This is a genomic window from Thalassobacillus cyri (genome assembly GCF_900107755.1).
Taxonomy (GTDB): Bacteria; Bacillota; Bacilli; order Bacillales; family Halobacillaceae; genus Thalassobacillus; species Thalassobacillus cyri.
In genome coordinates, this window is the sequence record NZ_FNQR01000005.1 from 197,594 (window position 1) to 221,774 (window position 24,181).

A 24,181-nucleotide genomic window follows, 5' to 3' on the forward strand; every position below is an offset into this window, starting at 1 on the left:
GTGTTAGCGAATATTCATAATCAAATAAAAGAGACAGCAAAACACACGGAAGAAAAGGAAGTATTAACGCCAAAGCAACGAATCAACAGACATCTGTTTATCCGAACCAAAACAAAAGAGGTCACAAACCTGAAATTTAACCCGATTCAGGCAGTCTATTGGGAGGATAAAACGCAGCGTGATATCATCCTTAAGCCCAGGCAGTTAGGCTTTTCTACACTTATTTTAGCGGAGTTTTTTGATGATACCATCAATAACCCAAATACCACGACGGTTATTATCGCTCATGATGCTGACAGTACAAGAAAGTTATTTGATGCTGTTCAATTTATGTATAATAACCTTCCAGAACAAAAGAAAAAAGATCTTAACGATGGGAGAAGCAAGCCGAAATATGGAAACCGAAAGGAATACTACTTCGAGTCTATAAATAGCCGAATATATGTAGGTACTGCAGGAAGCACAGATTTCGGGCGTGGGTCCACCATCAATAACCTCCATTGTTCGGAGGTAGCTTTTTGGCCGGATCCAGAAACATTAATGACCGGTTTACTGCAGGCAGTACCGAGAGACGGTCGAGTTGTCCTGGAGACAACAGCAAACGGTGTCGGGAATTATTTCTATCGAACCTACCAGGAAGCGAAGGCGGGCGAAGTACAATGGGAACCGCACTTTTATCGGTGGTTTGATCACCCCGATTATCAGTTGCCGCTTGATAAGGGGGAGAAGCTATCTCCAACAAAAGAGGAGCAGCTAACCGTTGATCAATACAATCTTACTCCGGAGCAACTTAAATGGCGCCGATGGAAGATATCCGAAATGCCAGAGAAGGACGGGCTCTCTAAAGAAGAGCGTTTCCTTCAAGAGTACCCCGAGGACGATACCAGTTGTTTCTTAAGCTCTGGCCGTCCTGTTTTTGATATGACTAAGCTGAAGGTGCTACTGGAAAAGGTTCAGAACAACCCTTATGGAGTCTATGAGATTGACTATGAGACCAAGAACGTTTATGAGACCACTTCAGCCAGCCCAGAACTTAAGATATTTAAACAACCAGAAATGGGCCATAGATATGTGCTTGCCAGTGACGTAGCAGAAGGGAAGGCAAATGGTGACTATTCTGCCGCCCATGTTGTTGATTGGGAGACTAATGAACAAGTTGCAGAGGTGCATGGCCACTGGGACCCTGATATTTTCGGGAAGAAGTTGGCTGTAGTGGGGTGGTATTACAATACAGCGCTTATCGGAGTAGAAAGAAATAATCATGGTCATTCTGTTCTTAACACCCTTATCAATCAAGTAGGTTATGAAAATCTCTATCACCATGTTGACTATGACTCTGCTAATGGTGAAGAGAGAAAAGTACCTGGCTGGCCTACTGATCCAAAAACAAGGCCAATTATGATGTCAGATCTACGTACTGTCATGAGGGAGCAATCAATGAAGGTTAATAGTGCGACTCTTTTAAATGAGCTATTCACATTCATCGTGAATGACCAGGGGAAAGAAGAAGCACAATCCGGCTGTCATGATGACTTGGTAATGGCACTGGCTATTGCTATCCAGCTAAGAAAGTATATGCCGGCACTTACTTATGCTACAGCTCCAAGGATAGGAGGCTGGTAATGTGAAAGGTGGTGAATCAATGGATTTATTAGATAGGTATCGATCCTGGCAAAGCAAACGCCAGGATAGAAAGTATATAACTGGATTAAGGGAGTCTATCGCCACTCGGTTAGAAAGCGGAAAGCAAACCCATGAGAAATGGGAAAGGCAATTTGCCTGGTATGACGGGATAATACAAAGGGATCATCTCAAGAGTAGAGACGTAATGGAATCCCTAAAATTAATTCGTGATATTAATCCAGATGCTTCTATGGCAATCTGGAACTTTTTGAGGTTAGCTAACCAGGGACACGAACTAGAATGCTTGAAACCTTCAGGAAGTCCTTATAAGCAAGGTCAAGGTATCTTAGATGACCTGGCCAAGCGAGTAGGTCATTTATATGGTGGAGGTGCTGACCAACTGATTAATGTTTTAAACCTAACCGGCTACACGCAAGGGGCTATTGCACTGGAAGTAGAATTGAATGAAGGGCTCAATGAAGTAGTAGACTTTCATGCGGTGGATCCTTCCACTTTGGACTTCAGAAGAAACAAAGAGTCTGGAGAACTAGATCTGGTTCAGAAACAATCGGATGGCACGTATAAAGTCTTGAATCGAGAGCAGGTATTTTATTATCCGATTGATCCGGATATTGGTGATCCGCATGGCAGGAGCCCGATTCTACCAGTATTGCAGATTATCTTCTTCCAGGTGGAGGTTTTACGTGACTTAAAAGCTGTCGCTCATCACCAAGGCCATGCCAGGTTCGATATTTCTGTATCTGAGGAAGCTATCATGAAGAACATTCCACAGGAAGTTACTTCTCAAGGGCCGGAGGCTGTGAAAAAATTCGTTTTTGATTACATTGGCAAAATAGAGGAAGGTTTTAAGAACTTAAAGCCTGATGACAACTTCTTTCACCAGGATTCTGTCACCGTTGATGTCAAAGGCGGTACGCAAGAGAAGTCCATGGATGTTACTCGTATAATCGATGTCATCAATCAACAAGTGGTAACTGCATTGAAGCAGTTGCCTATTTTATTGGGAAGAAATGAAGGGTCCACAGAAACTCATGGCACCGTTCAGTGGCAGATATATGTCGCTGGCATTGAAAGTGTACAGCGAGCAACCAAACGTGTAATGGAGAAAGCGTATAACCTTTCTTTGCGAGTGAATGGAGTCAATGCCAGGTCGCGTTTAACATTCAATAAGTTACGAACCACCGACAGGCAAAAGGAAGCTACTGCTGCACTAACGGAAACGAATATGCTCATTAAACAAGTTCAGCAGGGCTGGATTGATAATGACGAAGCTGCAATATCAGCTGTTGGCCATGAAGCAAAAGGAGAGCCTCAGACGCCTACTATTCCATTTAGAGGTAATCGTAATACTCGCGTTCAAAAACAGGCGAGGAGTATTAAAACGAAAGCCTCACGTGCTGATTCGGATGAGGAAGATGAGTTTGTGAAAGAACTAGAGACGGAATGGGCGGATGATATTGCTAGAATCACTACCCAAGCAAAAAATGATTTTCAAAGCCTCTTACAACAGCAGAAAGAAATCTATCAAGAAAGAATTAAAGAGGCTGAAACACCACCAACGAGAGTTCTCTTAAGTGCTAGTACACGGATGAACACCGACCGTGCTGATGAACCTACCACTGATTTTGAAGATTGGGTGAAAGTAAACATTCTGAGAGATTCAGAGGAACAAATGGAGCTTTGGGACGATAAAGGAAGAGATTGGCTCGAACAAGCTGCAATATTAGCAGGAGAAGCCTCTCTTGCTGAAATAGATCCGGGCAAGGAATTTGATCGCACAGATGAACAGCTGCTGGAGTGGTTAAGTGATAGGTCTAGAAGAGATGCAGAACTAATTCAAGGAACCACAGACCGGTACGTGATTATGACTCTCTGGGATGTTGTAGCTGATGGTAAGTATTCCATTGATAAAGCAATTGAAGCGCTTGAAGAAGAATATGCTTTTGGTGAATCGCGTTCCGAAACGATTGCCAGAACAGAAATCATCTCTGCAGCAAGAGCAGGTCAATTTCAGGGTGACTATCAATCAGGCATGGTTATCGGAAAAACATGGCACAGTGCTCATCAGCCGAATACTAGAGATGCACACGCAGCAGCTGATGGCCAGACGGTCAGGTTTGAAGAAACATTTATTGTTGATGGGGAAGAATTAATGTTTCCTGGTGATACTTCCCATGGAGCTTCTGCAGATAATACCATACAGTGTCGGTGCTTCTATACCCGGATTCTAGAAGAGGAAGAAGACGAACTGGAGGAGATGTTAAGTGAATAGAGCAGAAAGACGAAGGCAAGAGCGTGAACAAAAGAAGAAGCCATTCAGTAATTTTGAAGATTTACCGAGGTTTGCTCAGCAACACCAGGAGAACATGGCTGCTGTCCTGGTTACTTCAGCTATTCAGACACTTGCAGAAGACTTTGATTTCAATGCTGAGGAACTAAGTGATTTTAATGAGGGTCTTCAGCAAAGAGTGAAGAAGATGATTCAACTACCGTGAAGGGAGGTGATATTTTGGGTGAAGAAGCGAATGTATTACATTTGCCAGTAAGATTAACTACTGATGATAGTCCAGAAGTAAACATGGAGAAGATTAATAGGTTGGCACTGGAGCCATTAAAAGAAGAGGATATCTTTGCATTTTCAGGTAATTGCTCTAACGATCGATTGGATTCATATTTTACCAGGATGGATCCTGTTACTACTCTCCGAAATTATGCAGAGGATCTGAAGAACGGTGTTTCATTGCAGGAAGGTCATAATATTTTTACTAACCCATATGGACGTTCTTATGATGGGGTATTAGTACCCGCCACAGATAATGGGGATGATTTTAATTCAGTCAGAGGAAGCTGGTACATCATACGTGATATTACGCTGAATGGAAATCAAACGAACGATACTATCCGAGCTATTAAAGGCGGCGTTATTCGTGATATGTCTGTAGGGTTCGGTGGCCAGAAGATGTGGTACCAGTGTGGATCCTGTGGAAAGGATCTCTTTGATTGGGAGTGTCCTCATATCCCTGGATTGGAAGATGAAGAAGGAAGAATATCCTTCGCGTGGGTGGCCGATGCGAGGCTAAGGGAAGTCTCAACAGTTTATAAAGGTTCTACTCCTGGAGCTTATATCGATAAGGCCCGACAGTACGTAGATCAAAAAGAATTACCTGAAGATAAAATCGTCAAATTAGAGCAGCGTTTCCAAACTCGTTTCGAGAGAGGAGACACTACTATTTTTATGCCGAAAAGGGAGGAAAATCAGACAATGAACTTATTGGAACAAATCAGGCAAGCACTTAGTAAGGGAGAGTTGGAAAAACGAGCTGTATATGAGGTGTTGTCCGGGGAGGGTGAAGTTTTTCGCCAACCAGAGGACGTCCAGCTGCGTAATGAACTAGGCGACGCTGCAACAGTTGAAGGTATTAAGCAATTGAAGCGTGAGGCTGAACAAGGTCGACAATATTTTGTTGATACCGTGGATGAAGCTGTAAAAGCGCGGGTACGTGCTCATGGAGATGCTTTCAACGAGGATAATTATCGTCAAATGCTCACTTGTTCTGCTGATCTGAATTATATCAAAGAGGAAATCGAGACCTACAACAGGCTGGCTAAGGATTCTTTAACACCTGGCCGTCAAACCGAGCGGGATGATCCGGGACGTCATGAGGAAGCAGATGACGTGGTTGTTTCAGAAACTTTTAAAGGAGAGGATAAATAATGTTTAAACGTGGCGGAGTTTTACCGGACGATTACGGCCTTTCACTCACCGTTTATGCTCAGGAAGCTACGGAGGAAGCCCCTGTCAAAGCTGGCACTCCTTTAAAGCTTGCTAATAGTGGTGATTATCATGCTGTGAAATGCGCTGATGGAGATGAAATTCAATTGTTGGCCAAGCATGCGGTCCAAAGCAAAGACCAACCACTTGGCGTCTATGCCTATGGATTTTCAAGGACCAATGAATTCACTTATAGCGGCGAAATTGCTGTAGGTGATTCTGTAGTTGCTGATGCTAATGGTGGAGTTAAGAAAGCAGTTGACGGGGGTGGTGCTGCAGTAGATAACGGCACCAAAGTTGTACTTGTTGATGCTGCTAATTCAAAAGTCGAAGTTATATTACCATAAGGGAGGAATTGGAGAATGTTTAAAAAGATTAAAAACAAGCGCGGCGAAACGGTGGAACTTAAAACCGGTAGCGCTCTGAAAACACGTATGAAAGAAATTGCAAAAGAAGATAAGCGCTTAGCTGTTATGGGGGATTCTCTTGTAAAAGAAGATAGTTCCCTTTTGTTTCGCTCTTATTTAGATGCTGAAGGTGTCACTTTGAAGGATGCAATTCGAGCTTTGGGTGTTAAAGATATCGGCCTGGAGTCTGTTCGCAGCCTTTATGAGAATGACAACACAAAGCCACTGTTCAACACCATTATTGAAGATGGCATTCGTATGGGTTTTACCAAGACCGGCCGTGCTGATCAATTGGTTGCCAAAACGATTCCGATTGATCAAATGACTTATGGCTATTACACCATGGAGGATCCAGACAAAGAGGAGCTGGACTTCAAACTGGTAGGACAGGCAGCGCCTATTCCTGTAGCTGTCATCAAGCTCGATGATAAGCATACCATTCGTGTTTATAAACGTGGTGCAGGGGTGGAAATCACTGATGAAGCGAAATCCATGAACATTGATATGCTATCCCTTCATCTGACACTCCGTGGTCAGCGTATGGGACGTACAGACGAATACCTGGCTATTGAACGTTTGCTGAATGGTTATTACAAAGATGGAACAGATGCTGCTCCTACCTTGGGTGTTAAGACAGCGAATGACTTTAAACTCACAGATATGTGGTATGCCGGTCAGTACATGCAAGACACCTACGGTTTTACTCCTAAGCTTGCTATTATGAACCTTGCTACTGCTGAACGTTGGGCTGAACAGAAAGAAGGTAATGGAAACCTTATCTTCTTGAATGAATTGAAAAATGGGCAGATTCCTGACCTGGTAAATTCCAAGCCATTTGTATCTGATCGTATGCCTGATGACCGAATTATGCTAGTTGATACAGATTTTGCACTTGCTGAATATGAGTATAAAGGTCTTTCTGTAGAAAACGATCGAAACGTAAAAACACAAGTGGAAGGCTCTTATGCTTCCAAGTCTACGGACTATGTACCATTCGCGAAGAATGCACGGATGATTCTAACGCTTGATCAAGCAAGGTAAGGAGGGATAGGAAATGGCAAAGCCTGATTTAATCAAGAAAATCATTGAAGAGTTCCCGGAAAAAGAGTTTACTGCTGAAGGATTGGATGAAGACTATACTGTACCTCAGCTTGAGGAGCTTCAGGAAACTCTCGGAGAAGAAAAACAACAGGAAGTTGAAAGCAATTCATCTGCATCTGAAAATGCTGGTAATAAAAAAGAAAATAAAATAGTTAAGCTTAAAGACCCTTCTACTCAATATGCGGAGAAGGGTTTTACTTTGGCTGGAAAGCAGGAGAAAGAGCTGCCATCAAACCCTTCAACCGAACTGATTGACCGAATTGAAGCAGGTTTCATCGTTGAGGTGAAATGATATGTTTGCAACTGCTGCAGAGGTAAAAGAGAGGACATCCTTTGATGAGGTGTCCTCTTTATCTGATACAGAAATCGAAAATTATTTACTTCGAGCTGAAAGGTGGATTTTCAGGGCAACAGGTAGAGATTATTCCTATGAAGAAAACACCCGCACCTTGGAAGACTTGAAAGTAGCTTCTATTCATTTGGTGGAATTACTTTGGTATCAGAATCTGGAGGAAACAAAAGAGCAAGCTTTTTCTCAGGTCCAAAGCGAGAAAATCGGATCTTACTCTTACAATTTGATGAAGGAAGCAAGCCCAGGAGGGAACACAGGAATTTCTGAATTGGATAATATTTTGGACAGCCTTACTCCCCATAGTTATGGTGTGAATTTCTTTCAAGTTTCCGGGCCATCGAGGTGATAATATGCGATTTAAATCGTTACTGAATATGATCTGTGAAATGTTGGAGGAGAAGGAGACCGGAAAGGACGCTTATAATCGGCCAGTCTTCGAGTATGTACCCTTGCCTGAGCGAGCTTTATGCCGACTTGATAAATTGAAACGTCGAACCTCCAGTGATGAATATGGAGAAGATATTATTACTGAAACAATTTTATTTTTACCTCCAGAGTCACCTGTCAAAGTTGGCATGAAGGTAAGTGATATACGGGACAAGCATTCTAACATTGTGTCAGCGGATACGTATCTCATTGAGGATGTTCAACCAGTTTATAAAAGAGTGATACTTCATCATTTTGAAGTCGCTTTGAAGAAGGAGTGATTGGATGGGGGATATTTCGTTTGATATGAAAATTGATAAACGTGCCCATGATTTTTTCCAGAGAGAGTTTCCCGAAAAGTTACAAGAAGCTCGTAAGAACATGGTAGAGGCTGCTGGTAAGGTGTGGGCCGATGAAGCAAAAATGATCACAAGGAACGATAACCATATTGTCACGGGATTGTATGTTAATTCCATCGGCTATAATACTGGATCTCCTGCCAGCGAAGCAGACGTTCTCCATCAGCTATCGGAAAGCAGAAATAAAACTTCACTTGATATAGGCTCTGGTGTGGCTTACGCTTCAGCTTTGGAGAAACGTTACAACATCATGGGGCGCGCTCTAGACTCTGCTGAATCAAGAATGGGAAAAGCTGCTGAGACACAAGCGAAAAGGACGTTATTTTCATGATTGAATACGTCAGTCCAATTCCGGCAGCTGTTCAATTACTAGAAAGGCGGATGGAAGCGCCGGTGATCGGTAACAGATTCCCTGCTGGCCAGATTTATCCTGCTCTACTGATCCGAGCAGCTGGAGGAACTGATTACAGTCGTCTTCAAATCCTGAGCCGTGCGGGCGATGACATCACTGCTGAACTTAATATAGTAAAAGCGATTAACATGCTAGAACGTTATGCATATCAGTTGGATCCCATTAGAGTGGAGTCATGTATAAGGGAGTCCAACCCTATTCCTACAATCGATGAAGATACCGGAAAGCCTGAATTTTGGTGTTATATGCGGTTGAATCATTTAGAAGCGTGAGGTGATTAACTTGGCGAAAAAAGAGAAGAAGACAATTATATGCAAGGGGCCCAAGCATTCGCGTAATGGGGCTCTTTTTTTACGGTTTGAAAGAGAAGACAGACGGAAACCTCGATTGGATATCTATCCTGGACAAAAATTAGAGGTTGGTAAAGAAATCGAGGCTGGGGAAGCTAGTAAGTTATTAAATAACCCTACATGGGATTTTGAAGAGGTGAAACCTGATGAATGATATTCATAAAATTAATTCTAGTGAAGTAGTAGGGGGTCCTGGGCGATTGGTATGGGCGCCCCATGGTACGGATGCTCCAGAGAAAATCAGTGATGTAATGGACCTGTCTTCCCCCTATGATTTAAAGGGACCTTGGAAGGATCTTGGTGCTACAAACGAAGGTATTGCTATTAGTAGGGGCTTCGAGACAGAAGATATCCCTGTCGACCAGTCCATTGCACCAATCGATGATTATATTAACGGGTGGACGCATTCTATATCTACGCAGCTGGCTCAGAATACAGTTGAAAATCGCCAGCTTTCTTTAATTGGTAGTCCTATTGTGGAGACTCCGCCGACTACAGGAACCGCCACTACCTTAACGAATGATATCGCTGCAGGAGCAACTACATTGAGTGTTACAAGCGCTGCTGAATTCACAGAGGGTGGCTGGTTGCAAATTGGAGAAGAAATTAAGAAGGTCAGCAAGATTGCGAGCGACACTATCTACCTGGTTGAGCCGGTAGGTCAGCCTTACACTACTACCGATGAGGTTACCCCTATTACTGAACTAGGTTATAAGAAAATTGGTTACGGTGCAGTGGAAGACCGTCCAACAATCATGTTGGCTCTGCTTAACCAGAAGAAGGACGGAACCATGTATATGGCTGTCTTCCGGAAGTGTAAGGTGGCAGGAGACGATAAGGAGCAGAACTTTCAAAAAGGTACTCGATACCTGCCATTAGGTATGCAAGCTTTTCCGGAAGATGGTACTGCGACAGATGAAAATGTTTATTATGAAATCGAGCAAGTACGTTAGGAGGAATAAGAATTGACTGATATACGTTCACTGGATATTGAGCCATTAGCAACCATCACTCTTTCGTCTGGAGAAAAGCTAGATATACCAAGATTATCTACTCTAAAAATAATACAAATTGCGAAGTTCGCAGCCATTGACGGTATTAAGATATACGAAACCTATCAGGAAACGATTGAGAACCCTGACCTTACTGATGCTGAAAAGGTGGCGGTGGTAGTTTCTAATCTTAAAGATGAACAGATCGTTCATTTGTTATCCATTCTACTAGGTATCTCTGATCAAGAGGCATTGGAAATGGATCCTTTTGATACTTTAGAGATTATTACTACCTATGTTGAGCAAACAGACATTGAGAAGGCTTTTACGAACGTCCGGAAGCTGATGACCAAGTTCAATACGAAGGCCCTAGCACTAGGAGCAGCCCAGTCTCCGGACGCAAGCGAATAGAAGAGGTTAAAAATGACTGGTTGAGCTTAATTGATGAGTTAGTAGGGATGATAGAGGTAGTATCTTCTCACTTTCGTTACACGGAGGAATATGTAATGAATAAAACTCCCCACTGGCTACATCGGAAATATAAGCAAGTGGATCGGGAGAAGTACGAACAGCAACAGGCACAGGCAGAGAGCATCCATCGAGGAATAACGGTGGTCCTTGATGTGATTTTCAATAACGGGAAAGAGGCTGAAAATTTATTATTGCCATACGAGGAAGCTCTCGAAAGACTCAATCCTCAATTGGGCGAAGAACACAAATCTGAATATGTTACTGACGTTTGGTGGAAGCCTGGGCGATAATGCTCGGGCTTTTATTTCGAATAGAAGGGAGGTTAGGTAATGGCGAATAATGTTGGCTCAGCTAATGTGAAGATCACCGCTGACGATCGGCAGGCAAGAAAGGAAGTCAAAGGTTTTTTTGGTTTCTTGAAAAGTACCGGAAAAATAGCTGCAGGAGTAGCTGGTGGAATTGCTGTCTTCCGAGGTATAAGTGAAGGAATAAAGAGGGCTAGTGGTGCTACTATTGGTGCTAATGCTTCGATGGAGCAATATCAAAATACTTTATCCATTGTGTTGAAAGATAGCAAAAAGGCAGCTGATACCTTAGCCTGGGCAGAGAAATTCGCGGCTAAGACTCCCTTTGAGATTCCAGGTATTGTAGAAGCGACCACCAGGCTAGAAACCTATGGCATATCTGCTAAAGATACTTTAGGAACTGTTGGTGATATGGCTGCAGTCATGGGTAAGCCTTTGATGCAAGCAGTTGAGGCAGTAGCAGATGCGCAAACGGGCGAACTGGAGCGTCTAAAAGAGTTCGGTATCACCAAAGACATGCTCATAGAAAAGTCAGCCGAGATGGGTAAGAAAGAAGTCGTTAATGCCAAAGGGCAAATAACGGATATGGAAGGCTTTAACGAGGCCCTCTTTGCCTTGATGGAAGAGCGATATCAGGGTGGTATGGAAGTCCAGTCTAAAACATTCAACGGTATGATCTCGAACGTTAAGGACTCCATGGGGACCATTGCTCGGGAACTCTCCAGGCCTTTATTTGATAACTTGAAGAATGGCTTAAAGGGTGTTGTACCTTTGCTGGGCTCTCTAGCTTCCCTGGTTAAAGGAGATGTGAAAGGAGCTGGGGATACATTAGTTGAAGCTTTTGGTGAAGATAAGGCTAATCGTATTATGGGTTTCTTTAATGGTGTCAGAGACGGTCTGAATACGCTGAAAACTTATACGGACATGGCAAAGGATGCATTTAAGGCACTATTCGCCATATTTGCTGGAAATCAAGAAGAGGGAGCAAGCTTACTGATTAAGCTTGGTTTATCTCCTGCTATGGTACAGCAAATCATAGCAGCCATAAATCTTATCAAGCAAATAATCAATGGGTTTATACAGGGTACAATTACTAGATTCCAAATGATGTCTCAATTCATTATGCAAGCTTGGGCAATCATCTGGCCATTTTTACAGCCATTACTGAATGACATTGTTGCATTCATTGGCAGCATTGTTTCTCAGATAACTTCTTTTTGGCAGGAAAACGGTGCTCAAATCATGACAGCTGTACGGAATGCATTTACTTTCATTCTTACTATCATACAAGCAATAATGCCAGCGGTGCTGTTTATAATTCAAATGGTATGGACCAATATCAAAGGTGTTATCCAAGGTGCCCTCAGTATGATTATGGGGCTAATTAAAATATTTTCCGGAGTTTTTACTGGAGACTTTTCGATGATGTGGGAAGGGGTAAAACAGCTCTTTTCTGGAGCCATTCAATTTATTTGGAACCTGATCAATCTTCTTATGTTCGGGCGTATCATCAGTGGAATTAAAGCATTTGCCACCAAGTCTATTGGTTGGTTTAGGAACTTATGGCAGCAAGCCGTGAATATCTTCAAAAACCTGGACAAGCATGTGTGGGTAATTGTAAAACGATTTGTCTCCAACATAGTCAATGCCATTTCGTCCTTCGTAAGCAATGTGATCTCTCGTTTTAATACGATGAGAGCATTTGGAGGTAGGATATTCAGTTCCCTATGGCAAGCGATTCGTTCGACCGTAAGTAGTATGGTGAACGGTGTGAAGACTAGAATCTCTAGTATGGTTACGGGCTTTAAACACCGCGTCCAAGGGCTATATTCCAACGTGAAAAGTAAGTTCATCTCTATTAAGAATGCGATTATGAATCCTATTCGGAAAGCTAAAAACAAAATTAAAGGATGGGTTGACCAGATTAAGGGCTTCTTTGGAAACCTTACAACAAACATTCCTATGCCTCATTTCAACGTTTCAGGAAGCTTGAATCCAAAGAACTGGTTTAAAGGTGATCTGCCTAAACTGAGCGTAGACTGGTATGCCAAGGGAGCTATCTTTACTAAGCCCACATTATTTAACACGCCATTTGGAATGAAAGGTTTTGGAGAAGCAGGACCAGAGGCCGCACTTCCACTAACCAAGTCTGTGTTAGGAACAATAGGGGCGAAAATTGCAGGGTTAATGCCCACCAATAATAACTTAGAGGTTCTGGATATTCTTCGTAGTATTGGACCAATTGTATTACAGGTGCCATTAAATAGTAGAGTTTTAGCATCGGAAACTTATGAAGATATACAAGAAATGATTGAGAGAGATAAGAAAAGAAAGGGAGAATTTGAGGGGTGATTGAATGCCTGCATTGTCTTTCAATGGTGTAACCAAAAACTATTTAACCGTATTACGAGGGAGTTCCAGGCCGGCTTGGGCACCTATAGAAAGGGATATAGTAACTATTTCAGATCTGCCTGGTGGATATTTGTCAGAAACCAATATAATGATAAGGAAAATTACAATACCAGTTTTAGTAAAAGCAGATGATTTTACTGATTTAGAAGTTTTAAAGGAAGATTTAGCTTCTTGGCTAGTCACTGAAAAAGAGGAGGCTCTAGTTTTTAGTGATGAGCCTGATAGAACGTATTTTGCAGTCGTTGATGGGACACTAGATTTAGATAAACTCGTAAAAAGAGGAAAAGGAATAATTACCTTTATTTGTCCGGATCCCTATAAATACGGACCTGAATTACCCATTGATTTTCAGGGAAGTGATGTGGTTTCTATTACAAATGAAGGGACAGCTGAGGCAGAACCGACTTTTGAGTTGGAGGTATTGAAACCTACCACTTTCGCACTGGTGCAAAATCAATCCAATGAGTACATGATGATTGGCCAGCCGGTAGACATTGAGGATTTTTCTGCAGTAGAAGAATATACTACTCTCTTAAATAATGCACTTACTAGCACTGTCGGCTGGACTGACGGGAATAATATTGACGGCGGAACAATCGAGGGTACTATTGTCAGCGATGGAAATGGATTTGTGCCAGAAACTTGGGGGTACGCCGAAGGGTGGCATGGCCCTGCTTTAAAGACAAGTCTATCGGAAGTATTAACGGACTTCCGGGTGGAAGCAGAGGTTGAATTCAACTCCATGGATGCCCCTGGCTTGATTGGTAGGCTTGAAATTCATCTGTTGGATGAAGTCGATGAAATAGTCGGGAAGGCATCGATTCAAGACACTTATACTGGTAGGTCCTACGGAAAAGGGGTAGTACGGGCTGGGGACAACACTGTAGGGTACCACTTCATTGAGGAAGAACCGAGTTGGTATCGTGGAAATATTATAAAAGGGTTGTTACGAATTACTCGTCGAGGGAAGCGTTGGGGAGGTTACATTACGGAAATTGTCAAAGAGAGTGGCCGTCATCATACACGTTCTAGAGAATTTTACTTTGATGAAGAGCAGCAGTTCACTCGTAATGTGGCCCAAGTGCAAATTCATTTCGGCAGAAGATGGTCCCATAACGCGCCAACCATGAAGGTTAATAACATAAAGGTTGATAAAATCAATCTATTGACCTCTGCTCAAATACCTTATATTGCCGGTACGGGCGATATTATAACTTTCGATCATACCAAAAATGGTGAGGTTTTAATTAATGGCGAGCCTTATGAAGCAATCCCGTTAGGGGCCGATTTTTTCCCCTTAGTACCTGGTGAAAATCGGCTGACTGTCTTCCCATTTGATACCTTTAACACCATCGCCCGTTATCGTCAGCGTTTTAAGTAGGAGGTGAGACTGTTTTGACTAAAATCCATATTGCAGATGGACAAACCAACCGTATGTTGGGGCACATCCGATATCACCGTATTCTTTCCAATAACCATCGTCAGTCATTAAAAAATCATTTGGAAACCTTCGACTTCCGTACCATGGCTGATCAGTCTTTTTCTGAACATCTAATCAAGCGCAATCGAATCATTATTCCTGGAGAGTACGGGGAACCAAGGGAATTTATAATCATCGAGGCCGGCGTCGACCGCATCAGCCGAGAAGTGGATATCTATACTACTGCCAGTTATCTGTCACTAAAAAAAGCTAAAGTGATCGATCCGCATACGACGGATGCACTAAGTGCAGAGGGGCATGCAAACTACGCCTTATCAGGTACAGAGTGGGAAGCAGGTAATATTGCTTTTAAAGGGATTCGCACACTCACTATTGAGCAACATACCAATCCTTTTGCTTTTTTAAAACGGGTTGCGAGTGAATTTGATTTAGAACTGGATTTTCGCATCGAACATCAAGGGGGATTTATAACCCGAAGGTATGTTGATATGGTGGAACGTATTGGAAGGCAGAGAGGTAGAACGGCGGAACTTGGTAGAGATTTATTAGAATTACGCCGAACGGAAAAAACAGATGCCATTGTTACAGCCTTGAAGGGAATCGGTCCTGAAAAGGAAGATGGTACTCGGCTGGAAGTGATTGTAGAGAATAAGGCGGCCCTGAAGCGTTGGGGAACACAAAACAAAGGTGGCACTCTCCAGCACCTTATAGAAATATATGAACCTACAAGTACGGATCCAAACATGACGGAAGCTCGGTTACGTACGTTAACGGAGAATGAGCTGGAAAAACGGATTAATGCCGCTGTTGGATACAAAGGCGGTATTGCTGATTTAGAGCGTATTCAGGGCATGGAAAATAAAAAGATTCGCTTTGGAGACACCATCGGTATTAAAGATACAAGTTTTGAGCCTCCTCTTTACCTGGAAGCGCGTATCCACACTCAGGAAAGAGACATTGTGAACGAATCAAAAAAGAAAATAGAGCTTGGAGATTACATTGAATATACTCAGGAACAAGTGGATGCCGTTTGGAAGTCCCTGCAAGCCGAAATAACCAAGAAAGTGTCCATGACTGAGGTAAGGGAAGTCACCTACGATAAACAAACCATCGATTCCAAAGACGCTCCCGGTAATGAAGCCAAGACCAAGTTGGACACTGATGTTGGTACTGATACAATTGAGTCCATCACGGGAGCGCAATCAAAAGCCAATGCTGCTCAAACAGCTGCGGAGAGACATGCGGATACTGTGGCAAACCAAGCCCAATCTGCAGCCGAACAATATACTGCAGATTACGCGGTTGCTCAGACAGCCTATGACAACAAGATGCAGGAAATCGGTAATGACCTGGCTGATAAAGCGAATCTTACTTATGTTGATGGCCAATTGGCGATGAAGCAGGAGGAAATACCGCAACAGACCACAGCACCTACAGCCCCCACTACTGGTATGCTTTGGTGGGATACATCGCAAAACCCGAACGTGTTAAAAAGATGGGATGGTACTGCTTGGCAAAAATCGAGCCCTACGGTTGCAGGTGAGATTGGCACCTATACTTTTACCGAAGTAGACAATGCCCTTAGTGCAAAGGTTGACTCTACCACATATTCAACTGATCAGCAGGGAATTATTAACCGATTTGAATCAAATGAGACCTCTATAAGCCAAAATGCCACAGCAATAAGCAGCAAAGTGGAACAGATCACATACGAACAGGGGATAGCAGATGCAAAAGTTTATGCGGATGTGAAATCCTTAGATCAGATTGTAAGAAATGGATTTGAAGCTGCTATTCAAGATAAATGGCAGAGTGGCGTTACCTTCGGGACAGGTGGCATTACTACACCGGAAACAGGGCTATTCCAATCAACTAATACAGGGCCGCCACCTAGTGGAACTACTGGTGAAACTGCCTTACTCATTGATTCAGCAAAGGCGTTGTTATTAAGTGGAAAAACGATAAAAGTATCCATTATAGCCAAACAACCAGCATCCAATCCAACGGCTGAATTTGCAGCGGCTTATTCGACAAACAGTGTAGGAAATAGTGGATGGAACTACTTCACTCCTACAACATCATGGACAACTTACACTTTCTATTATGATGTGCCGCAGAACAATGGAAATTCAAACGATCATTTTCTCGGGATATGGGGAGATACCTCCGGATCCGGTCTAGGGGTGTTAATCGACAGTGTTTTAATTGAAACGGTGGATCGAAAACTGGCGCAGGATTACACGGATAGCGCGGTATCGCCGATTGACTGCAGACTTACGACAGCTGAATCTGAAATTACCCAAAATGCCAACGCAATCGAATCGAAAGTGGAAACGACAACTTTCAATACCCTCGAGGGACGTATGGATACAGCCGAATCAAATATAACCCAGAATGCCAATGCAATCACTAGCAAGGTGGAAACTTCTACGTTTAATACTCTAGAAGGACGAGTGGATTCAGCGGAAAGTACTATCACTCAACATAGCAATGAGATAAGCACCAAAGTGGAAGAAAACGGGGTCATTTCTGCCATCAACCAGTCGGCAGAAACCATTAAAATCCAAGCAGCGAATATCGAGTTCCAGGGAGCTGTCACTGTTCTTAGTGACATAACGGGTGAATTGGGAAACATTACAGCAGGTAATATATCCGGGGTTGATATTTCCGGTTCGACGTTCACCGCGACAGGAACCGACGGGCGTGTTGTTATCTCCGACGATGGCTGGTTCGTTCGAGACGCAAACGGCTATGTACGCATCGGAATCACCACAACGGGGCAGACGTGGGGCCCGCCGGACCCATCAAGTATTGCTTTCTTAAACCAATGGGCGACCCTACGTACTACCGTAGGTTTGGATGTTAATCAGGATTTCAGGATAAACAGTAATTTCGGGGGTATTTTTACAGCACAAGACTTTGTTACGATTTCCGCCGCGGGGTCAACAGAGGTTTACGGGAGTACTGCTCGGTTAGAAGCTACTGATGGTAACGTAAACATTGAAGCGTCTAACGCAGTTGCCATCCAAGCGACTGGCGGTAACTTCTACCTTAACACTCCTAACGAGGTACGTGTGTTGGCGCCGGATCAGACGTACGGAACATATAAGCCGATTCGGGCTTCAGACTTCATTGTTTCTTCCATCGAAGACGCTAAAACCAACATACAGCCATGGGAAGGAGATGCCTTGGATATTCTCATGAATCATGCACAAATCATGAAATATAACCTGGTATCCGATTGGAATAATGGTATAAATGCAGCCAAATATGGTTTCGTAATTGGGCAAGGCTATAAAACACCTAGTGAGATCTTATCCGATGATGGAGCAGCCATCTCTTCTTATTCCCATCGGAGTTTGAATACAAAAGCAATCCAGCAGTTAGCTGGCATTTATTATGATCATGATGAGCGTATCAACTATTTGGAAATGGAAAATGAAACATTAAAAGCACGTATCAAACAATTGGAGGAGGCGTCCTAATGCAGGTAAAAATCAAACATGAACAAATCGGGCAGGCAATCGACCTGCTTTTTCATTTGTCTTTAAAAGGGAAGCAATCCAGGCACCGGACGACATTCATCAAAAAGTTGACTGAACGGCTGCATGAGGTAGAAGGTCAGCGGAATGACCTGGCAAAGGAACATTCATTCCTGGATGAGGAAGGCAACCCTAAAATGCTAGACAATGGGAAGAGATACGACATCAAGGATATGGAAGCTTTTCAGAAAGACGTTCAGGAGCTCTATGAGGAAGAACTGGTCCTTGAAGGTGGTGATAATCAAAGAATGTTAACGACAGTAAAAGAAGTACTCCTGAACAGTGATGAATCTTATTCCGGTAAAAAGGCACTGACATACGATTATTTGTGTGAACAATTCGAGGAGGCTGATCTATCATGATCGAGGAAATGAGCATTACAGTAAATAATGTACAGTTTGTCACAGTGGATAATGAGAAAAAAGTGCATATTCATTTCAGGGGCAATGATGCCGAAAACCAAATCAATTTGAATGGTTATGTGCCAGCCACCGTAGAGGAATATGAAACAGATGCTAGTGTGGAAGGGTTGAGCGTATTGGTAAAAACCAAAGTTACGGAACGATTGGGAAGCACCTGATTAGTCTTTATATAATGAAGGAGTCCTTCTAGCCTATGTCGAAATGTTTAGGAGGAGGGATGAAATGCTTAATTTTGATATTATTCAAATAAATAATAATAAAAGGCTTAGCACTAAAGGTCAGTTTGAGGGGAATCACAAGACAATTGTCATAAAAACGAAAGACTATGCCTTAAGGAAGTATTTTAAAGAAATAATAGAAGAAGGAAGAAACGTTAATTATATTTCATTCGAGAGTGAAAATAGGGAAACTGATTTTCAATTTAATGTTAAGATGCAAGCTTTGCATATGGGAATTGATATGAAGGGGAATATTAAGATACTATTAGGAAAAAAAGTAAGTAAAAGTAAGTAAAAGGAAAAGAGGACTCTTAGGGTCCTCTTTTATTAGTTATTTAACTTTGGTTTGTTTCTCTTCTTCGTAGGCCTAAGAGCCCTGCTAAACCAAGTAAACCTATCCAACTCCAGTTTGTATCGTTGTCATCTGCTGTTTGTGCCATGTTCTGGGTGTCGTTGAAATTATTATTCATGTCAGTAGCGACCCCATTGTCATTGTTGTTGTTAGTTTGTTCGGCAAACACTGGACTGGTAAAAACCGTAGCTGTAAGGGATAGAGTGCAAAGTAGATAAGCAACTTTTTTAAGCATATAAAATTCCTCCTTATATTTGACATCATGATTAGCATGCATTGATAAGGAGTGATTATGCATTAAAAATTTAATTTAAATCCCTTTGGAAAGAGCTTTCTTAGCTAAATTGATGTCATTGCTCAACAACTGGGTTAAGTTGTATGAAGGGTAATAACCGTTCTGATACATGTAGGAATAGACTGCAGCATGCATATCTATTGTGTTATTTATTTGTTGCTTTAAAACCTTTCTTAAAGCAGGGGTTGCGGTTTCCGTAATTGCTATAGCGTAATTTCTGACACCCGTTTTAAAAAGTGCTAATAAATCACCTGCATAAAATGGTAACTCATCATCACGGTAATCACTACCATGTTCTGGATGTGGAGCCAGAGGATAGAAGGCGAGAAGCTCCTGAAGGTTTTTACTTAAACTGTTGATTGCTTGTTGGTATAACTTCTTAAGAGTTGGATCGGTAACTTTAGGATACGCTTTTTTTAACTTCATAAGGCCAATAGACTGAAAAGCAACTAGCTCATGGAGATCTAAGGTTTCATGCCAAGCTAGATGCTGTGGCGCCTGTGATGCATAATGCTGGTACATTAGAATCCCTCCCGAATTAATCTTTATACACTATTCGGGAGGAAAGCCTATGGAAGATTGTCTTCCTTGTTTTGGGCTAATGTTAGATAAGAAAAGGGTGCCGTAGCACCCTGCCACCCGAGGGGAGAAGGGCGGCATTTTATATTATACGATTCACGGCAATAGTTTTAGGGGGGATAGATTGGAGGAGATCACGATTGAGACGGTATTACAATATTTTTTAACACAGGGGCCCTTTGCGGCTCTTTTTGTTTGGCTGCTCATATATGTGATGAAGGCAAACCAAGAGAGAGAAATGCGGTTGCAAAACCTATTGGAGAAGTTCAGCGAAAAGTATGATGATGTTATTGATGAGCTCAAGGATATCAAAGATCGATTACCGCCAAGGTAATTGGTCTTTTTTATTTCAAAATAAGGAGGAGATTACATGGATAAAGCAAGTATTGCGCGAATCATCAGTTTGATTGTTTCATTATTGACGTACTTTGGCATTAACGTGCCAGAAGATGTTGTGGAGGCTGCTACAGGAATCGTATTCGGTGTCCTTGTGCTATGGGCTGCTTATAAGAATAACTACTTGTTCAAAAAGGGACACGCTCAAAAATTAGAATTAGAAAAGAAAGGACTAAATTAATATGACTGTATCTTTAAAAACATTGGTTAATCGTTCTATTAGGAACATGGGTGAAGTACATCCAGTCGTAAAAGACCGAGCTGTGACAATGATCGAACGAGCTTATAAAAAAGGTATATTAGCTCAAATCTCTGATGGACTGCGTACCTATGCAGAACAGCAGGCTCTTTATGACAAAGGGAGAACTGCACCAGGGAACATTGTCACTTATGCACAACCAGGTTATTCTTATCATAACTTTGGACTAGCTGTGGATTTCTTCCTGGTTTCTGATGATGGAAAGCGTGCACTTTGGACAGTCAATAAAGACTGGAAGCAAGTGGCCGCCATAGGGAAGGAAATAGGTTTTGAGTGGGGAGGGGATTGGTCACCTTTCAAAGATTTCCCTCACCTGCAGCTGACAGGCGGATTATCCCTTAGTGATCTGAGAGCCGGGAAGAAACCTATATTCGCTGTACAGACAAGCTATAGTCCACCGGAGGATGATGGCTTGCTGGAGAAAGGGGAAAACGGTACAGCTATCAAGCGACTCCAAGAGCAACTGCTCGATATGGGTTACAGACTTCCGAAATATGGGGCGAATGGAGATTTTGGAGCTGAAACTGAAACAGTGGTGAAAGCATTCCAGAAAGATCGAGGCATCAAAGTTGATGGCATTGTCGGTCCAGTAACAAGACAGGAATTAAAAGAAGCAGCCAAGCCGGTTCTTCCTGATGAAACCTACTGGGTGAAAACTCCTCTGTTTTGCGGTAATGGGGTGCGTGCAGTCCAAGGAGCATTAGCTGCCAACAACCCGCCATTTTATCCGGAAAAGGGTGCCAGGAATAATGGTATTGATGGTTATTATGGCCCCAAGACAGCAGATGCTGTTGAACGGTTCCAGTCTTACTTCAATTTGAAGGAAGATGGAATATACGGACCAAATACTCGAAAGAAGTTGTTACAAGTGTTAAAATAACATTTTCGGATGCCCCCCCATTCTCAATACCGAGTAAAAGCCCCGCCGAATTCAGGTGGGGCTTTTTTATTGGTGGATATAGTTCAAATTAATTAAAAGTTATAGGTGTATTTATCTAAAAAGTGGGTTTTATGATTATTTATATTCATTTATGTGTTATTTTTTGGTTACAAAACTTGAAAGGATGGTAAAAATGAATCTCTCCAATTTACTTCGCAGAAAATTAGCTTTATTGCTTGTATTGATGACTGTATTTTCATTTCCGGGTTCCACTTATGCTTACGAGTACTTTACTAGCTGGTACGGTAACAATTACGAATTTAGAAGCGGGATTTCTTCAGGTACATATAATATTTCCCACGCTCCTAAAGCTTATAATTACAATGGCCATACTTATGATTTTTATCAGGTATATAATGACGCTCTTTGGAAGTGGAACTATAAATCAAATTCAAACATTTCTACTAAAGATAACTCTAAGACTGGGAAACTCAACTTTTATGCCTCAAACTACGGAAATAATGGTTATTATGGTTGGGTGCATCATTATAACTGGGACGGATCTAGAGCAGGTTCTACCTGTCTAGCCTGTGGTCCTAAGACAGACTGGGACTACGCTAATTCAGCTTTGAATGCTTATGAATTTGATGAAGATGGATATACATCCTATGGTTACTTAATAAATGTAGCAGAACATGAAATAGGACATATGTTGGGGCTAGCTCATGAGAATGATGTACCAGCAGTAATGAATCAACATAGTTGGGATTGGTCAATTCAAAAAGATGATGTTAATGGTGTAAATAACCTTTACTAGTAATTACTGGAGGGAAAAAGATGAAAAAAATATTATTTGTTTTAATAGCCATAATAAGTGTACTTGCTGCCTGCGGAGTACAATCTCAAGTTGTTGAAACCCAAAAAGATGTAAAGATAAATAGTGAAAATCCGATTAGTGATCAGGAAAAAGGGATAGATGGTAAACCTCAAGTAGTTTCTACTTCGTTTAAAGCTAGAGAAATTGAATCTTTAGAAAAAATGGTAGGCGAGTCAACATTAGTTGTTGAAGTAAAGGCTACGGATCAAGTAGAATGGATTAGCTACGAAGGGGCGGAATTCGCAATTTCCACCTTGAACATAAAAGAATTTATTTTAAATGAAGAGGATATTGATAATAAAGAAATAAAAGTATTAGGAGTAGTTCCTGATGTGGTTGAAAGAAATGAAAAATATTTATTATTTATGGAGAGGTATGAAGGCCCAGTAACTAATGATAAAGACACTTATGTCACAATAGGTGGCTACCAGGGTAAGCTGAAAATAAATAGAGATAATAAAGTAGAGTACCCGGGTAAACCGCAATTTACTGATATCCCATCTTTTCATGATGAATTAGTAAATAAATCACCTAATGCTGTGAAGATTAAAGTGAAAGAAGCAATTAAAAAATCAAAAGAATCTAAGAAATAAACCTTACCCCCTTACTTTTATAAGTAGGGGGGATTTTTACGTTTATTTCCAGTTCACATTCTCTGCTTTCTTGGGTATAATAGGAACGTGCGTTCGTGTTCATGGAGGGGGATAATTATGAAAGGATTATTTCTGAGAGCCCAAGAAAACAAAATGAAGCTGGAAATGTTTTATATGGATGATGAAGGAAGCCTGACCCAAAGAACTATTCGTGTATTGAGAGTGAGTAAAGAAAGCATTTTGGCCTACTGCTATGAAAGAAAGGAAGTAAGGTCATTCAAACAAGAGAACATTCTTTCCGCAGGTCCATTGAGAGGAAAGGTGGGTGCTTGATTATGGATGATCGGCTCCGTGATCGGGGAACAATCAAATGGACTTCACTCATGCTGCCGGAACATGTGAAAATGGTAAAAGAGGTTTGGAAAGAAGACGAACGCATAGAAAAACCTATTTTAGATGAACAGCAAGCTATGGAAATAGGTTATACGCTCCGTAGATCACTAGCCGACGACTTAACTATTGAAGTGAAATATCATAATGGTTTCAACTTCAACTACGCTAGATGCAAAATACTTACTATCAATCAACTTGAAGGAAAACTTATAGCAACAGATGATTCGGGAAGTGAGCTAACCATTAATTTGAAGAATATTATGGAAGTGAATATAGTTTGGACATAATTGCCCTCCAGCATAAAGTTGGAGGGCTTTTTTAATACAATCTATTACTGTTCTGAAGAAATCTATTCATGTGAAAATAATCGTTAAGTTTATGTAAAAGAATAGTTTATCCTTAAACTCCGGGGTCATTCGGTTATATAATGTTCAAGGGTGATAAAATGGATCAGCAAAGAAAGGGGTATTTATGAAATATATCTACAACCACTTAATCGGCGCATTAATTAGTACAGCAATTTATCTTTCTTTTATTTTTATGTATGGAATGATTCAGGATGGAAGTTTTGATTTAATTTCTTTGCCTTTTATATTTTTATTTGCTTTCCCTATTTACTTGCTAGTAGCTAACCCTATCACCCGAATTATTAGCCATTTTTTGCAGAAGTATACTGGAAATTTATTGTTGTTCCTTATTCCTATATTAACAATCATTTCATTTCTAATTCATTATGCATTTAGTATAAACAATAGTATTGAGAAAGTATCTTTGTCGGAATTTAATACCTTATTTACAGTTTTTTATTGTTTGATTACTGCCATACCTTCTATTCTGGGAGTTGAGTATGTAGAGAAATAGTATACATAAAAATCATGTTTGCTATGAAAAGAATAAAAATATGTGATATGAAGAGGGATAATGGGGAGAG

At 41.5% G+C, this 24,181-nt stretch carries 31 protein-coding genes; 29 read left to right on the forward strand and 2 right to left on the reverse strand.

Translation table 11 applies throughout. The annotated features are described in order from the left end of the window. From BLV00_RS08435 to BLV00_RS08535, 21 genes are all read left to right on the forward strand, one after another. A complete protein-coding gene (locus BLV00_RS08435; RefSeq protein ID WP_093044390.1) occupies positions 1-1,623 on the forward strand; it encodes a terminase large subunit in 1,623 nt (540 codons plus the stop codon). 1 nt (position 1,624) lies between these two features. Next, positions 1,625-3,916: a phage minor head protein gene (locus BLV00_RS08440; RefSeq protein WP_093044392.1), complete on the forward strand. Its 2,292-nt coding sequence runs from the start codon at positions 1,625-1,627 to the stop codon at positions 3,914-3,916. After that, complete coding sequence (locus BLV00_RS08445; RefSeq protein ID WP_093044394.1) at positions 3,909-4,139, forward strand: hypothetical protein; 231 nt, start codon at positions 3,909-3,911, stop codon at positions 4,137-4,139. Before BLV00_RS08440 ends, BLV00_RS08445 begins: the two co-directional genes overlap by 8 nt. Positions 4,140-4,153: 14 nt before the next feature. After that, positions 4,154-5,359 (forward strand): hypothetical protein, encoded by a 1,206-nt coding sequence (locus BLV00_RS08450; protein ID WP_093044396.1) that lies wholly within the window; start codon positions 4,154-4,156, stop codon positions 5,357-5,359. Further along, entirely contained in the window at positions 5,359-5,763 is a 405-nt protein-coding gene (locus tag BLV00_RS08455) for a hypothetical protein (protein WP_093044398.1), read from the forward strand. Before BLV00_RS08450 ends, BLV00_RS08455 begins: the two co-directional genes overlap by 1 nt. 15 nt (positions 5,764-5,778) lie before the next feature. After that, on the forward strand, positions 5,779-6,864 hold the full coding sequence (locus BLV00_RS08460; protein ID WP_093044400.1) for a phage major capsid protein: 1,086 nt from the start codon (positions 5,779-5,781) through the stop codon (positions 6,862-6,864). Positions 6,865-6,877: 13 nt separating this feature from the next. Beyond that, positions 6,878-7,216: a hypothetical protein gene (locus tag BLV00_RS08465; protein ID WP_093044402.1), complete on the forward strand. Its 339-nt coding sequence runs from the start codon at positions 6,878-6,880 to the stop codon at positions 7,214-7,216. Between the two features lies 1 nt (position 7,217). Continuing rightward, a complete protein-coding gene (locus BLV00_RS08470; RefSeq protein ID WP_093044404.1) occupies positions 7,218-7,622 on the forward strand; it encodes a DUF3199 family protein in 405 nt (134 codons plus the stop codon). Positions 7,623-7,626: 4 nt separating this feature from the next. Beyond that, complete coding sequence (locus tag BLV00_RS21945) at positions 7,627-7,983, forward strand: hypothetical protein (protein ID WP_093044406.1); 357 nt, start codon at positions 7,627-7,629, stop codon at positions 7,981-7,983. Between the two features lie 4 nt (positions 7,984-7,987). Further along, on the forward strand, positions 7,988-8,392 hold the full coding sequence (locus BLV00_RS08480; protein WP_093044408.1) for a hypothetical protein: 405 nt from the start codon (positions 7,988-7,990) through the stop codon (positions 8,390-8,392). Further along, positions 8,389-8,745 carry a hypothetical protein gene (locus BLV00_RS08485; RefSeq protein ID WP_093044410.1) on the forward strand — a complete coding sequence of 119 codons (357 nt, stop codon included), beginning with the start codon at positions 8,389-8,391 and terminating at the stop codon, positions 8,743-8,745. Before BLV00_RS08480 ends, BLV00_RS08485 begins: the two co-directional genes overlap by 4 nt. Positions 8,746-8,755: 10 nt before the next feature. Next, positions 8,756-8,977, forward strand: coding sequence for a hypothetical protein (locus BLV00_RS08490; RefSeq protein WP_093044412.1), 222 nt, complete (start codon positions 8,756-8,758; stop codon positions 8,975-8,977). After that, positions 8,970-9,776 (forward strand): hypothetical protein, encoded by an 807-nt coding sequence (locus BLV00_RS08495; RefSeq protein WP_093044414.1) that lies wholly within the window; start codon positions 8,970-8,972, stop codon positions 9,774-9,776. Before BLV00_RS08490 ends, BLV00_RS08495 begins: the two co-directional genes overlap by 8 nt. Positions 9,777-9,788: 12 nt before the next feature. After that, complete coding sequence (locus BLV00_RS08500) at positions 9,789-10,226, forward strand: hypothetical protein (RefSeq protein WP_093044416.1); 438 nt, start codon at positions 9,789-9,791, stop codon at positions 10,224-10,226. 95 nt (positions 10,227-10,321) lie between these two features. Further along, positions 10,322-10,576, forward strand: coding sequence for a hypothetical protein (locus BLV00_RS08505; protein ID WP_093044418.1), 255 nt, complete (start codon positions 10,322-10,324; stop codon positions 10,574-10,576). Between the two features lie 39 nt (positions 10,577-10,615). Next, positions 10,616-12,943 (forward strand): tape measure protein, encoded by a 2,328-nt coding sequence (locus tag BLV00_RS08510; RefSeq protein WP_093044420.1) that lies wholly within the window; start codon positions 10,616-10,618, stop codon positions 12,941-12,943. Positions 12,944-12,947: 4 nt separating this feature from the next. Further along, positions 12,948-14,384, forward strand: coding sequence for a distal tail protein Dit (locus BLV00_RS08515; RefSeq protein ID WP_093044422.1), 1,437 nt, complete (start codon positions 12,948-12,950; stop codon positions 14,382-14,384). A 14-nt stretch (positions 14,385-14,398) separates the two neighbouring features. Next, on the forward strand, positions 14,399-17,929 hold the full coding sequence (locus tag BLV00_RS08520; protein ID WP_093044424.1) for a phage tail spike protein: 3,531 nt from the start codon (positions 14,399-14,401) through the stop codon (positions 17,927-17,929). Continuing rightward, positions 17,929-18,348 (forward strand): DUF1617 family protein, encoded by a 420-nt coding sequence (locus tag BLV00_RS08525; RefSeq protein WP_143030703.1) that lies wholly within the window; start codon positions 17,929-17,931, stop codon positions 18,346-18,348. Before BLV00_RS08520 ends, BLV00_RS08525 begins: the two co-directional genes overlap by 1 nt. After that, positions 18,345-18,566, forward strand: coding sequence for a hypothetical protein (locus tag BLV00_RS08530; RefSeq protein WP_093044426.1), 222 nt, complete (start codon positions 18,345-18,347; stop codon positions 18,564-18,566). The genes BLV00_RS08525 and BLV00_RS08530 overlap by 4 nt, the downstream gene beginning before the upstream one ends. Before the next feature lie 64 nt (positions 18,567-18,630). After that, a complete protein-coding gene (locus BLV00_RS08535) occupies positions 18,631-18,921 on the forward strand; it encodes a hypothetical protein (protein ID WP_093044428.1) in 291 nt (96 codons plus the stop codon). A 40-nt stretch (positions 18,922-18,961) separates the two neighbouring features. On the opposite strand, the gene BLV00_RS08540 is transcribed toward BLV00_RS08535, so the two are convergent. Together BLV00_RS08540 and BLV00_RS08545 are read right to left on the reverse strand one after the other, a co-directional pair. Next, positions 18,962-19,213, reverse strand: a complete 252-nt coding sequence (locus BLV00_RS08540) for a WGxxGxxG family protein (RefSeq protein WP_093044430.1) — start codon at positions 19,211-19,213, stop codon at positions 18,962-18,964. Positions 19,214-19,288: 75 nt separating this feature from the next. Next, positions 19,289-19,795 (reverse strand): spore coat protein, encoded by a 507-nt coding sequence (locus BLV00_RS08545; protein ID WP_093044431.1) that lies wholly within the window; start codon positions 19,793-19,795, stop codon positions 19,289-19,291. 181 nt (positions 19,796-19,976) lie between these two features. Between BLV00_RS08545 and BLV00_RS08550 the strand changes: the two genes are divergently transcribed. The 8 genes from BLV00_RS08550 to BLV00_RS08585 all read left to right on the forward strand — a co-directional run bounded on the left by BLV00_RS08550 (position 19,977) and on the right by BLV00_RS08585 (position 24,111). Further along, a complete protein-coding gene (locus BLV00_RS08550) occupies positions 19,977-20,186 on the forward strand; it encodes a BhlA/UviB family holin-like peptide (protein WP_425441659.1) in 210 nt (69 codons plus the stop codon). Between the two features lie 36 nt (positions 20,187-20,222). Further along, the gene (locus BLV00_RS08555) at positions 20,223-20,429 is read left to right on the forward strand and encodes a phage holin (protein WP_093044433.1); all 207 of its coding nucleotides are present in this window, start codon (positions 20,223-20,225) and stop codon (positions 20,427-20,429) included. 1 nt (position 20,430) lies between these two features. Then, a complete protein-coding gene (locus BLV00_RS22530; RefSeq protein ID WP_281243000.1) occupies positions 20,431-21,387 on the forward strand; it encodes a peptidoglycan-binding protein in 957 nt (318 codons plus the stop codon). Positions 21,388-21,580: 193 nt separating this feature from the next. Then, entirely contained in the window at positions 21,581-22,204 is a 624-nt protein-coding gene (locus BLV00_RS08565; RefSeq protein ID WP_176791414.1) for a matrixin family metalloprotease, read from the forward strand. 20 nt (positions 22,205-22,224) lie between these two features. After that, positions 22,225-22,857 (forward strand): hypothetical protein, encoded by a 633-nt coding sequence (locus BLV00_RS08570; protein ID WP_093044437.1) that lies wholly within the window; start codon positions 22,225-22,227, stop codon positions 22,855-22,857. Positions 22,858-22,974: 117 nt separating this feature from the next. After that, entirely contained in the window at positions 22,975-23,190 is a 216-nt protein-coding gene (locus BLV00_RS08575; protein ID WP_093044439.1) for a hypothetical protein, read from the forward strand. Between the two features lie 2 nt (positions 23,191-23,192). Then, positions 23,193-23,537 carry a YolD-like family protein gene (locus tag BLV00_RS08580; RefSeq protein WP_093044441.1) on the forward strand — a complete coding sequence of 115 codons (345 nt, stop codon included), beginning with the start codon at positions 23,193-23,195 and terminating at the stop codon, positions 23,535-23,537. A gap of 184 nt (positions 23,538-23,721) precedes the next feature. Next, the gene (locus BLV00_RS08585; protein ID WP_093044443.1) at positions 23,722-24,111 is read left to right on the forward strand and encodes a hypothetical protein; all 390 of its coding nucleotides are present in this window, start codon (positions 23,722-23,724) and stop codon (positions 24,109-24,111) included. Positions 24,112-24,181 lie beyond the last annotated feature (70 nt).

Bases quoted from the DNA above. Each gene is read 5' to 3' on its own strand.
- BLV00_RS08545 (WP_093044431.1), bottom strand. From the start codon at position 19,795: ATGTACCAGCATTATGCATCACAGGCGCCACAGCATCTAGCTTGGCAT.
- BLV00_RS08535 (WP_093044428.1), top strand. From the start codon at position 18,631: ATGCTTAATTTTGATATTATTCAAATAAATAATAATAAAAGGCTTAGC.
- BLV00_RS08565 (WP_176791414.1), top strand. From the start codon at position 21,581: ATGAATCTCTCCAATTTACTTCGCAGAAAATTAGCTTTATTGCTTGTA.
- BLV00_RS08480 (WP_093044408.1), top strand. From the start codon at position 7,988: ATGGGGGATATTTCGTTTGATATGAAAATTGATAAACGTGCCCATGAT.
- BLV00_RS08510 (WP_093044420.1), top strand. From the start codon at position 10,616: ATGGCGAATAATGTTGGCTCAGCTAATGTGAAGATCACCGCTGACGAT.
- BLV00_RS08580 (WP_093044441.1), top strand. From the start codon at position 23,193: ATGGATGATCGGCTCCGTGATCGGGGAACAATCAAATGGACTTCACTC.
- BLV00_RS08515 (WP_093044422.1), top strand. From the start codon at position 12,948: ATGCCTGCATTGTCTTTCAATGGTGTAACCAAAAACTATTTAACCGTA.
- BLV00_RS08495 (WP_093044414.1), top strand. From the start codon at position 8,970: ATGAATGATATTCATAAAATTAATTCTAGTGAAGTAGTAGGGGGTCCT.
- BLV00_RS08525 (WP_143030703.1), top strand. From the start codon at position 17,929: ATGCAGGTAAAAATCAAACATGAACAAATCGGGCAGGCAATCGACCTG.
- BLV00_RS08585 (WP_093044443.1), top strand. From the start codon at position 23,722: ATGAAATATATCTACAACCACTTAATCGGCGCATTAATTAGTACAGCA.
- BLV00_RS21945 (WP_093044406.1), top strand. From the start codon at position 7,627: ATGCGATTTAAATCGTTACTGAATATGATCTGTGAAATGTTGGAGGAG.
- BLV00_RS08575 (WP_093044439.1), top strand. From the start codon at position 22,975: ATGAAAGGATTATTTCTGAGAGCCCAAGAAAACAAAATGAAGCTGGAA.
- BLV00_RS08470 (WP_093044404.1), top strand. From the start codon at position 7,218: ATGTTTGCAACTGCTGCAGAGGTAAAAGAGAGGACATCCTTTGATGAG.
- BLV00_RS08555 (WP_093044433.1), top strand. From the start codon at position 20,223: ATGGATAAAGCAAGTATTGCGCGAATCATCAGTTTGATTGTTTCATTA.
- BLV00_RS22530 (WP_281243000.1), top strand. From the start codon at position 20,431: ATGACTGTATCTTTAAAAACATTGGTTAATCGTTCTATTAGGAACATG.
- BLV00_RS08570 (WP_093044437.1), top strand. From the start codon at position 22,225: ATGAAAAAAATATTATTTGTTTTAATAGCCATAATAAGTGTACTTGCT.
- BLV00_RS08530 (WP_093044426.1), top strand. From the start codon at position 18,345: ATGATCGAGGAAATGAGCATTACAGTAAATAATGTACAGTTTGTCACA.
- BLV00_RS08540 (WP_093044430.1), bottom strand. From the start codon at position 19,213: ATGCTTAAAAAAGTTGCTTATCTACTTTGCACTCTATCCCTTACAGCT.
- BLV00_RS08460 (WP_093044400.1), top strand. From the start codon at position 5,779: ATGTTTAAAAAGATTAAAAACAAGCGCGGCGAAACGGTGGAACTTAAA.
- BLV00_RS08455 (WP_093044398.1), top strand. From the start codon at position 5,359: ATGTTTAAACGTGGCGGAGTTTTACCGGACGATTACGGCCTTTCACTC.
- BLV00_RS08465 (WP_093044402.1), top strand. From the start codon at position 6,878: ATGGCAAAGCCTGATTTAATCAAGAAAATCATTGAAGAGTTCCCGGAA.
- BLV00_RS08485 (WP_093044410.1), top strand. From the start codon at position 8,389: ATGATTGAATACGTCAGTCCAATTCCGGCAGCTGTTCAATTACTAGAA.
- BLV00_RS08505 (WP_093044418.1), top strand. From the start codon at position 10,322: ATGAATAAAACTCCCCACTGGCTACATCGGAAATATAAGCAAGTGGAT.